Here is a 10,141-nt window from a genome sequence, read left to right on the forward strand (position 1 = left end):
GTATCCTAGCATTGTTCCCAGTATTATTACTACTAATACTATCCATAAAGGGTGTCTTTTTCCTTGATCTTTCCGAAAGTCCTTGACTTGTTTCAGTTTTTCTATTAAGCTCAACATATATTTAAAAAGTTGCCAGTCACTTCTCATTTTACAAAGACAGTGATCGCTTTTACTTTTGATATTCTGATGGGAGAATGAAACAGCCCTAGGGGCAGGGGGGGGCGACAATTAGCCTATAAATGCCGTTGGTACCGGAGAAATTACCTCGAAATAGATAGATGGTTTCCCAGTTCTAAGCGGTGTAGTAATTGTGGGTATATTGCCCTTGAAAATGCCGTTAAATGTTCGAGAGTGGGATTGTCCAGACTGTGGGACTCACCATGACCGAGATATTAACGCCAGTAAAAATATTTTGGCCGCAGGGCTTGCGGTGTCAGTCCGGGTCGCGACCATAAGACCAGAACAGAGTAAATCTGTTAAGGCAGGTGCGAAAAATCCTTCGGGAAAGAAGCAGAAACCTAAATCGTGAGGTTTGGGAATCACCGTCCGTTTTACGGCGGCGAGGATGTCAAATTTTGGCGTTGTCAAATTGAAAGATGCTCCGAATCAGCACCGGAGCATTGCATCTTTCCTCTTCTGATCTGACAATGCCCAAAATATTGCCGTCGGGTTAATAGGTCCAATTTTGTTTTGTTTGTAGGGTGTAGGTTCCGTCGCGCACATTGACCCGATGGGGGATCAGCTTCAGGTCTCGGAAGATATGAGCTTGGTGTTGTAGGGCCGTCAGAGAGCGATCGTCGATCGGGATAATGGCACGTTCAGAGGCCCGTTGTTCGAGATTAGTCACGATCGCTGGATCGATCTCGTGGTGAGCTGCCAAGCGTCTCGTCGCCTCTAACTCCTGTTGTTTCGCCCAGGCACCCGCCTCGTTCACCTCTTCTAAAATCACCTTCAGTACATCGGGATAATCCCGTACCAATTCGGGAACCGCATAATAATAGGTCGGCACTTCTAGAGAGGCGTTTTCCCCGAATATACTCTCTAGATCGGCCACCGATCTTCCCGGATAGGTGCGCGTCTCGGTGGGCGAGTAGGGAACCCACACCACCCAAGCGTCGATCTCACCGCGACGAAAAAGCACCAGTGCTTCCGGTTGAGTCGCATACACCGGTTCGATATCGCTTAATTCTAGATTCACTCTCATCAGGGCGCGGATGAGGACGTAATGGGCGCTCGAACCTCGATCGAAGGCGATTCTTTTTCCTTTTAAATCCGCCAACGTCTCTATTGGCGAATCCTCAGGCACGAGAATCGCCTGACCTTTCGGGGCGGTATATTTTTCCTTGGCTACCCGGACGAAGACGTGTTCCGCCGCTTGGGAGAAAATACTCGCCGTACCGCCACCACCGCAGAAGTCGATCGTTCCGTTGCTCAAGGCCTCGATCAGAGAGGAAGCGGCCAGAAAACTCGTCCACGTTACCGTCACCCCAAAGGGTTTTAAGCGTCTTTCCAGAAAGGCCTGGGCGCGGAGAACTTCCAGATTGGTCATACCCTCGGGATAGCCGATCTTGAGGGTTCCTAACCGCCGCGCTTGTTTGGCGAGGGGAGTGATATCGGAGGGGGTCGAGCGCTTGAACCAGCGATCGATCGCGATACAGAAGAGAATTCCAGCGATAAATAATCCCACGGTTTCCAATAGCCGGGGAGTGGTATTTCGGGGGAATTTAAAGCTATCGACGAGGTTCAGAATCGGGTTATCGGATCGAGAATTTTGACCGACGGCGATCGTGTCGGAAAATCCAGCCAGGAGAAAGCTCCCGACCAGACTGGTCAAAAAAAGCAGCGCGGGAAGAGCTGCCCGCCAATTTCGCCACGGTTTCCAGAGACACTTGATCGAACGGTGGAGCATGGGATTTCTCGCAGAAAACAAGATTTTTTATCGGGAAAGGAGACAAGAGGGAAGGGTTTCCCAACTTGATCCCTTCGACTTGGCTCAGGGCAAGCGGGAGAGGTTCCATTAGTTTTATCTACATACTATAGAAATCCACGACTCCTCGATTGTGTAACAAAGTACATTTATAAATGTATTGAAAATGATATAGTTTTAAAGTGAAATTGCGCCCGCATTTGAGAGATCGAGGTGGTATGGATGGATTGGTTGATCGAAATCGTCAAAATCGCGGTGGCCACCGGCATAGCCACCACCTTCGACGACAATATTTATCTAACCGGCTTCTTTAGCGAGGTAAATCGTACCTTTCGCCCGGTTCACGTCGTCGTCGGCGAGCTAGTCGGGTTTACGGCCTTAGTATCGGTGAGCTTGCTGGGTTTTCTACTCGGCTTAATCATCCCGCCGATTTATATCGGTCTTCTCGGAATCTTGCCGATCCTCATCGGTGTGAGAAATTTACTGACGTTAAATCGCGATAACGAGAGGGAAACCGCAGATCGCAAGGTGAATTTGCGAAGAAACGCCCGATTTCACGGATTCGCCTCCCGCAGACTATCCCTCGGTCAAGTCTTCAGCGATCGCCAAACCTATAAAGTTTCCGCGGTCACGATATCCAATGGCGGCAATAATCTCGGTATCTACATTCCCCTATTCGCCAATAGTACCGTGGCGCAGTTAGCCGTAATCATCCCGATCTGCTATCTAATCGTCTGTACTTGGTTATTTCTCTCCTATAATCTAACCCGCCAACCGGGGATCGCGGTTGTCCTCAGCCGTTATGCGAGTAAGCTTTTCCCCTTTGTGCTGATGTGGTTGGGCCTACGGATTATTCTCGATAACGGCTCCTATCGCCTGTTGATTCCCACCGGGTGAATTAGACCCCTGTAAAAATCGCAAATCTTTGGCTCCCACGGGGGTCAGAATTGAGCAAGAGAGAAGAAAAAATTAGTTGGTTTAGAGCAACCTTATCGAGAAAATCCCGATGAATGTATCACTGTTGCCAATTCGATCGCTGTTTCGTCCCTTTCGTTCCTTATCGGGGAGGAGCTTCCTTTCCTTCCTGTTAGTGGGACTGTTGGCAAGTCTCGCCCTCGCCTCCTGCGGGGGAATAGCCTCGAAACCGGAGGTGAAACTGAATCTCGTTTCCTTTTCGGTCACGAAAGCCGCTCACGACCAGATTATCCCGAAATTCGTCGAGAAATGGCGGAAAGAGCATAACCAAAAAGTCATTTTCCAGCGGAGTTACGGCGGTTCCCTAGCCCAGGCCGATGACGTGAACGCAGGGAAACAAGAGGCGGACGTGGTACATCTAGCCCTACCTCTAGACGTGATGCGCATCGCCGACGCGGGGTTAATCCATCGCGGTTGGGAAGATCGGGTTCCGAGAAGGGGAGTGGTGAGTCAATCGGTTGCGGCGATTGTGACGCGGGCGGGAAATCCGAAAAATATCCAATCCTGGGCGGATCTGGCTAGAGAGGACGTTACAGTTCTATCCGCCGATCCGAAAACTTCCGGGATCGCTATTTGGCAGTTATTAGCCCTCTGGGGTTCGGTGACGCAAACGGGGGGCGAACCAGCACAGGCATGGGATTTTGTCCGCCAAGTCTATGAAAAGATTCCCACCCTGGCCAGGGACGCACGGGAAGCCAGCAATGCCTTTTTCCAAGAAGGAAAGGGGGATGTTTTAGTCACCTACGAAAACGAGGTAATTCTAGCGGCAAGAAATCAACCCGATACCAGTTACTTCGTCCCTTCGGTCAATATCTCGATCGATAATCCCGTGGCGGTGGTGGATAGAAATGTCGATAAACACGGCACGCGAGAGGTGGCCGAGGCCTTTGTGAATTTCCTCTATTCCGAGCCGGCACAACAGGAATTCGCCAAATTGGGCTATCGATCGGTCAATCCCTTCGTGGCCAAGGATGAAGGATTACAATTTCCGCCGGTGGAGACCCTTTTCAACGCCCAAGATCTCGGCGGTTGGACGTTGATCGAAAAGGAATTTCTGGCCAATAACGGCATCTTTGAGCAGATTAAAAACCAGTCGGCTTCCTAACATTTTTCCCGCTTTAATCTATGAAATTCTCCCATTATTTTCTCCTGATCTCCCTTCTGATCGCCGGTAATTCCCTGGCCGGTTGCGGTCGTCCGGCCGACTCGGCCGAGAAACAACCACCAGTCTCGATCGACGGCGGCGCGGTGGGTTTTGCCCTCTCCCTCGCCGTTGCCGAAGAATATCAGAGAATCCATCCCGAAGCGCGGGTAAGCGTCGCCACCAGTGGAACCGGGGGCGGTTTTAGTAAGTTCTGCGCCGGAAATCTCGACATTGCTGGGGCATCGCGGGTGATCCGGAAAGAAGAGATCGAGAAATGTCGGGAAAACGGCGTGGAATTTCTGGAATTACCGATGGCGATCGACGGATTGGCGGTGATCGTCAATAAAAAAAATCAATTCGCCAAGTGTTTAACGATTAAAGAACTCGATCGAATGTGGAACACGAAAGCGGAGGGTAGGATTACCAGTTGGAAACAGATTAATCCCAAATTTCCCGACGAGAGATTATTACTTTTCGCCCCGCCTTCCGATACGGGAACCTTCGATTATTTCACCCAAGCGATTACGGGAAAACGGAGAAATAGCCGTACGGATTTCACCCCGAACCGCAATCAAAACGCGCTCGTGCAGGGGGTGATCGGCAATCCATCCGCGCTTGCCTATTTAGGCATCTCTTTCTATATGCAGAACCAAGATCGATTGAACTTGGTGGCGATCGAAAACAATGAAGGAAAATGCGTCAAACCGGTTCCCATCGATAACGTTCTCCGCAATATCTATAATCCCCTTTCCCGTCCCCTGTTTATCTACGTCAACAAGAATAATTTAAAAACGAATCCATCCCTGGAAAAATTCGTGCGCTTCTATTTAGAAAATTCCTGGAAATGGGTCGATGGCGTGGGTTACGTCGCTTTACCTGATGAGGCCTACGTCAAAACCCTGCGGAAATTCGAGCGCGGGGAAACGGGATCGAAATTTGGCAAAGCTAAACCGGGAGAACCGATCACGAACTTTATCTAAAAAAGGAATTTTGTTAAACCATGACCTTAACCCCGAGTTCTTTCGATAATTCTTTTTTCGCGGGAGATAATTCACTCCTCAAGCACCCCGGCGACGATATTCAAGAGAAGATAATCGCGGTCATTCTCTTCGCTTGCGCCTTCGTTTCCGTGGCGACGACAATCGGCATCGTGGCGATTATTTTTAGTGAAACCTGGGGATTTTTTCAAGAGGTATCTTTCGCCCAATTCTTTCTCGATACCCGTTGGACTCCACTGTTCGCCACCCCTCATTTCGGTATCTGGCCGCTAATTAACGGGACATTTTTAACCACAGCGATCGCTATGTCCGTCGCGGTTCCTTTAGGCCTATCCTCCGCGATCTACCTCGCCGAATACGCGAAACCGAACCTAGCGGCGATTTTACGCCCTGCGGTGGAACTGCTGGCCGGGATTCCCACGGTGGTGTACGGGTACTTCGCCCTACTCGTTGTCACGCCCACTTTGCGGAATCTTTTCCCCGTCGAGATTTTTAACGCTCTCAGCGCCGGGTTAATGATGGGGATCATGATCACTCCCACGGTGGGATCGATTAGTTTAGACGCGATCCGAGCGGTTCCCCGTTCCCTGCGCGAGGGTTCCTACGCCCTAGGAATTACCAAGCTGGAAACGATTTTTAAAGTGGTTCTCCCCGCCGCCCTCTCCGGGATCATGGCCTCGATTATTCTGGGAATGTCCCGGGCGGTGGGGGAAACGATGACGGTGTTGATCGCCGCCGGCTCGCAACCCCGGCTTACCCTCAATCCCTTCGAGTCGATCGCCACGATGACCGCTTTTATGGCCGAGATTTCCGGGGGAGATGCGCCCCGGGGCAGTCTCAGTTTTAAAACCCTCTACGCGGTCGGCGCGCTGCTTTTTCTGATCACGCTGGTGCTGAATCTAGCCAGTTACTGGATATCCCACCGTTTTAAAGAAAAATACGATTGATTTCCCATGGTTAAATCCTCTGTCAAATCCGATACCGTTGAATTTATCGACCATCTCGAACGCCGCGAGGCGATCGGCAAATTCTGCGAGTATCTTTTCCTCTTCGGTTTACTGATCGGTTTGTTCGTTCTGGCGCTGTTGGTGTTGAATATCGCCCACGATGGACTCGGACGACTCTTAACCCCCGGATTCCTCACGGAAACGCCTTCCCGTTTCCCGGAAAGGGGCGGTATCCGTCCGGCGATCATCGGTAGTTTCTATCTGGGAATTATCGTGCTTCTCGTGGCGGTGCCGATCGGGGTCGGGTCGGCTTTGTATCTAGAGGAATACGCCCCGAAAACTTGGTGGACGGCACTGATCGAGGTGAATATCGGCAATCTGGCCGGGGTTCCCTCGATCGTCTACGGCTTATTAGGATTAGCGGTTTTTAACTATCTGCTCAATTTTGGCCCGACGCTGATTTCCGGCGCGTTAACCCTTGCGCTTCTCTCGCTGCCGGTGATTATCGTCACGGCGCGGGAGGCGATCCGGGCGGTTCCCGATTCCCTACGCCAAGCCTCCTACGGTCTAGGCAGTACCAAATGGCAAACGATCCAACACCATGTTTTACCCTACGCGGTGCCAGGGATTCTCACGGGGGTGATTATCTCCGTGTCGCGGGCGATCGGGGACGCGGCTTCCTTAATGGTCGTCGGCGCGGTTAGTTTCCTCACTTTCGATCCTGGTTTATTCCAACGCTTTATGGCACTACCGATTCAAATTTTCAGCTATATCACCCGTCCCGAACCCGGTTTTGCCAATGCGGCGGCGGCCGCGATTATCGTTCTGATCCTGTTAATTCTCGCCCTCAACGCCATCGCTATCTATCTACGTCAACATTATTCCCAATCGAGTCAACCTTGATGGCTCCACTTTTCCCTCTTAACCAATCGTTTAATCACACTCAGGAGAATTTTTGCCATGACTACCCACCTTAACGCCGATCACAGTGTTTTCGATGCAGAAGGAGTCAAAGTTTTTTATAACGGGTTTCTCGCTCTTGTGGACGTTCATATTAAAATTCCCGCACGAAAAATCATCGCCTTTATCGGCCCGTCCGGTTGCGGGAAAAGTACCCTCTTGCGCTGCTTTAACCGAATGAACGATCTGATCCCCGGTGCCAAGGTGGAGGGAAGATTACTCTACCGAAATCAGAATATTTACGATTCGCAGGTCAACGCCGTCAAGTTACGGCGACAGGTGGGGATGGTTTTCCAACGTCCCAACCCTTTTCCCAAGAGCATTTACGAGAATATCGCCTACGCGCCCCGAACCAACGGTTATCAGGGAAATCTGGACGAATTGGTCGAGTATTCCCTGCGGCAGGCGGCGATCTGGGAGGAAGTAAAGGACAAACTGAAAGAAAAAGGAACGGCACTATCGGGGGGACAGCAACAGCGCCTCTGTATTGCCCGTGCAATCGCTATGAAGCCGGATGTTTTATTGATGGATGAACCCTGTTCGGCTCTCGATCCCATTTCTACCCGTCAGGTGGAGGAATTGTGCCTACAACTGAAGGAAAGTTACACGATCATCACCGTCACCCACAATATGCAGCAGGCATCGCGGATCGCCGACTGGACGGCATTTTTTAACACCGAAACCGATTCGTTCGGGAAACGCCGGGGGAAATTAGTCGAATTCAGCCCCACGGAAGTTATGTTCGGCAATCCGCAAACCGACGAGGCCCGGGAGTATATTACTGGGCGATTCGGGTAATCGAAACAGAAAAAAAGCCGATAGTCTGTTTTTCAAAACCGTGCGCGGTTTTATGCCGAGACACCCATTGCTATGAATAGAAAGGACTGGATTTTCGCTATTTTGTTGGTTTTTGTCCCGATCTCGATCGCCTGGAATTTCCTCCATTGGGACGTGACGATCGTTTTCCTGAGTGCCTGTCTAGCGATTGTTCCCCTGGCCGCTTACATGGGAAAGGCAACCGAGGAAATCGCCGTCGTGGTCGGTCCTAATCTTGGCGGTTTAATGAACGCCACCTTCGGCAACGCCACCGAATTAATTCTCGCCTACGCCGCCCTGGAAGAGGGTTTGATCGAGGTGGTGAAAGCAACGATTACCGGTTCGATTATCGGGAATCTGCTGCTGGTAACGGGCTTATCGATGTTTTTCGGCGGCTTACGCTATAAAGAACAGAAATTCCAGCCCGTGACCGCCCGTTTAAATTCCTCGTCGATGAATCTCGCCGTCGCTGCGATCCTCCTACCCACGACCGTTCAATACACTTCCGCCGCAATCCAGGAGATCGTCCTCCAGCGTCTCTCGGTAGCGGTGGCGGTGGTATTAATTTTTGTGTATGGTCTGAGTCTGCTGTTTTCGATGAAGACCCACACCTATCTTTACGAGGTGGGGGTTGCCGATCTCGATCAAGAGTCGGGGGAAGCCGTAAGCGTAAAAAAGCCGAATCTCTGGCTGTGGGTGGGGATATTACTGCTCGTGACCCTCGGGGTGGCGATCGAATCGGAATTGTTAGTTAATACCCTAGAGGAAGCCACGAGCGAATTAGGATTAACAACCCTTTTCACAGGGGTGATCCTGCTGCCAATTATCGGCAACGCAGCCGAACACGCCACTGCGGTTAGGGTTGCCTTAAAAGACAAAATGGATCTGGCGGTTTCTGTCACCGTCGGTTCGAGTCTGCAAATCGCACTTTTTGTCGCACCCGTCCTCGTGATTGCGGGTTATTTCCTCGGTCAGCCCATGGCTCTCGATTTCGATCCGTTTGAATTGGTCGCCGTCGCCGTCGCCGTCTGGCTGACTAACTCGATCAGTAACGACGGTCGCTCGAACTGGCTAGAGGGTATATTACTCGTCGCCACCTACGCAGTGATCACCCTCGCTTTCTTTTTCCATCCCGCACCGGGATAAAGCGATCGGTCGTGGGAAATACAGTTTCTCGATCGGGATAGGTAGTAAAATTCTGGCGTTGCCGAACCTTTGAAGGAAAAGCCGAACAAGGTATAACGAACGGACGAACCCGACGGCCATCTTAAGGAGAAAAACGATGATCGAGATTGTGATCGCGATATCCACCGGTGTAGCGGCATTCGTCGCCACCAACCTCGACGATATATTGATCCTGACGATTCTCTTCAGCCAAACGGGGAAACTCTTCCGTCATCGCGATATCGTCATCGGTCAGTATATCGGCTTTAGTCTGCTGGTTATTGCCAGTTTAGCGGGGTTTTTCGGGTGTTTTCTCATCCCTAACCCGTGGATTCGCTATCTAGGCCTCGTTCCTGTGATTCTCGGCATCGTTTCCCTTCTCAAAGAAGAGGAGAAGGAGGAAGAGCCGGAGAATGTCGAATTGGACTTAGAGGGTGCGAAACATTCCCCCTTCGGCGTAGCTCAGGGTAAACCCTTCGGTGGTTGGTTTGACCCGCGCACCTATAGCGTGGCCGCGTTGACCGTCGCCAACGGCAGCGATAATATCGGCATTTACGTTCCCCTGTTTGCCAGTAGTACCGTGACAAGTCTGATCGTTATCGTCAGCGTGTTTTTGATTCTGGTGGGGGTTTGGTGTGCGATCGCCTACGGGTTGACCAGCGTGCCGACCATCGCCACTATCTTAACCAGTCAGGGAAGTACCTTTGTTCCCTGTGTGCTGATCGGTTTAGGGATTTTTATCGTCAAAGAAAGTATTCCCCTGGCGTTTTTGGCCTTAGCAATTAGCTATCTCTGGGCGATCGTCGGTCGCAGTCAGGAACTTGCAAAAAAATAAAGTACCATTTATTTCCTGGGCAGAATAGTCCCATCCCAAGGGGGTAATTCTCAGGGTAATTCTGGCGATTGACGCTCCCATCGCACTCAGGCGAGGGATTGACAGGGTTTCATCGGTCTAGTGGTCTGTCAATTCTAAAATAACGGGTTGAGACAAGCAGGGGAAGCAGAGGGAACAGGGGTAGATTTATCCTTCAATTCAATCTTGACAGACCACTAGAGTATATCAGACTTATCTGAAATGACTAGATTGACATCCTCGCCGCCCTAAAAGTGCGGCGATTCCTAAACCTCACGATTTAAGTTTCTGCTTCCACCACCGTCGCATACCACAGTTAAAAAACCATGTACTGTCTTACACAGAGTCCACAGACTT

Annotated in this window: 10 protein-coding genes and 1 pseudogene; 9 read left to right on the forward strand and 2 right to left on the reverse strand. The window is 50.9% G+C overall.

Features of this window, described 5'->3' with window-relative positions:
* On the reverse strand, positions 1 to 117 hold a 117-nt coding region (locus IQ242_RS08465), incomplete at its 3' end, for a transposase family protein (protein WP_193959661.1).
* A gap of 105 nt (positions 118 to 222) precedes the next feature.
* Here IQ242_RS08465 and IQ242_RS08470 point away from each other — a divergent pair.
* Positions 223 to 529 (forward strand): annotated as a pseudogene (locus IQ242_RS08470) (zinc ribbon domain-containing protein); the annotation flags it as partial.
* A gap of 141 nt (positions 530 to 670) precedes the next feature.
* On the opposite strand, the gene IQ242_RS08475 reads toward IQ242_RS08470, so the two are convergent.
* Positions 671 to 1,909 carry a sulfonate ABC transporter substrate-binding protein gene (locus IQ242_RS08475; RefSeq protein WP_193959662.1) on the reverse strand — a complete coding sequence of 413 codons (1,239 nt, stop codon included), beginning with the start codon at positions 1,907 to 1,909 and terminating at the stop codon, positions 671 to 673.
* A 240-nt stretch (positions 1,910 to 2,149) separates the two neighbouring features.
* On the opposite strand from IQ242_RS08475, the gene IQ242_RS08480 reads away from it, so the two are divergent.
* The 8 genes from IQ242_RS08480 (at position 2,150) to IQ242_RS08515 (ending at position 9,766) form a co-directional block, all read left to right on the forward strand.
* A complete protein-coding gene (locus IQ242_RS08480; protein ID WP_012264446.1) occupies positions 2,150 to 2,824 on the forward strand; it encodes a cadmium resistance transporter in 675 nt (224 codons plus the stop codon).
* Between the two features lie 109 nt (positions 2,825 to 2,933).
* Positions 2,934 to 4,007 (forward strand): sulfate ABC transporter substrate-binding protein, encoded by a 1,074-nt coding sequence (locus IQ242_RS08485; protein WP_193959663.1) that lies wholly within the window; start codon positions 2,934 to 2,936, stop codon positions 4,005 to 4,007.
* A 20-nt stretch (positions 4,008 to 4,027) separates the two neighbouring features.
* Positions 4,028 to 5,026, forward strand: coding sequence for a PstS family phosphate ABC transporter substrate-binding protein (locus IQ242_RS08490; protein ID WP_193959664.1), 999 nt, complete (start codon positions 4,028 to 4,030; stop codon positions 5,024 to 5,026).
* A gap of 20 nt (positions 5,027 to 5,046) precedes the next feature.
* On the forward strand, positions 5,047 to 5,991 hold the full coding sequence (gene pstC / locus IQ242_RS08495) for a phosphate ABC transporter permease subunit PstC (RefSeq protein ID WP_193959665.1): 945 nt from the start codon (positions 5,047 to 5,049) through the stop codon (positions 5,989 to 5,991).
* 6 nt (positions 5,992 to 5,997) lie between these two features.
* A complete protein-coding gene (pstA, locus tag IQ242_RS08500) occupies positions 5,998 to 6,894 on the forward strand; it encodes a phosphate ABC transporter permease PstA (protein ID WP_061430480.1) in 897 nt (298 codons plus the stop codon).
* A 57-nt stretch (positions 6,895 to 6,951) separates the two neighbouring features.
* Entirely contained in the window at positions 6,952 to 7,749 is a 798-nt protein-coding gene (pstB, locus tag IQ242_RS08505; RefSeq protein ID WP_193959666.1) for a phosphate ABC transporter ATP-binding protein PstB, read from the forward strand.
* Positions 7,750 to 7,821: 72 nt separating this feature from the next.
* A complete protein-coding gene (gene cax / locus IQ242_RS08510; RefSeq protein ID WP_193959667.1) occupies positions 7,822 to 8,913 on the forward strand; it encodes a calcium/proton exchanger in 1,092 nt (363 codons plus the stop codon).
* 136 nt (positions 8,914 to 9,049) lie between these two features.
* Positions 9,050 to 9,766, forward strand: coding sequence for a cadmium resistance transporter (locus IQ242_RS08515; protein ID WP_193959668.1), 717 nt, complete (start codon positions 9,050 to 9,052; stop codon positions 9,764 to 9,766).
* Positions 9,767 to 10,141: the final 375 nt, after the last annotated feature.

This window comes from Microcystis sp. LEGE 08355, from assembly GCF_015207185.1.
Classification (GTDB): domain Bacteria; phylum Cyanobacteriota; class Cyanobacteriia; order Cyanobacteriales; family Microcystaceae; genus Microcystis; species Microcystis panniformis.